The sequence below is a fragment of the Streptomyces sp. GQ60 genome (genome assembly GCF_059758875.1).
The window spans coordinates 1-268 of the sequence record NZ_JCAXEG010000076.1 but is presented as its reverse complement, the minus strand read 5'-3'; the positions used below and the strand labels follow the sequence as shown (position 1 = coordinate 268).

Below are 268 nucleotides of genomic sequence, written 5' to 3'. Positions count from 1 at the left end.
CGAGCTGCTCGCGGACCTCGCGCAGCATGACCAGCGCGGTCAGAGCCGGGTGCGGACCCCCGTCCGGACCGGGCGTCGGAGCGGCCTGCGGTGCCGGTGGTGCTGCTGGTGGCGGTGGCGGTGGTTGCTGCGCGGCGCTCACCGCTCGGCTGATGGTCTCCAGCGCCGCGGCGGCGGCAAGAAGGGGGATCTGCGCGGGTGGATCGGCCTCGTCCATGACGCTCCAGTTCCGTCGTCCACTGGACGACGCCTTGCTTGTCATCGTTTG

Annotated in this window: 1 pseudogene; it reads right to left on the bottom strand. The window is 72.0% G+C overall.

The features are described from left to right. Positions 1 to 217, bottom strand: a pseudogene (locus AC6CKD_RS38030) (HSP18 transcriptional regulator); the annotation flags it as partial. Positions 218 to 268 lie beyond the last annotated feature (51 nt).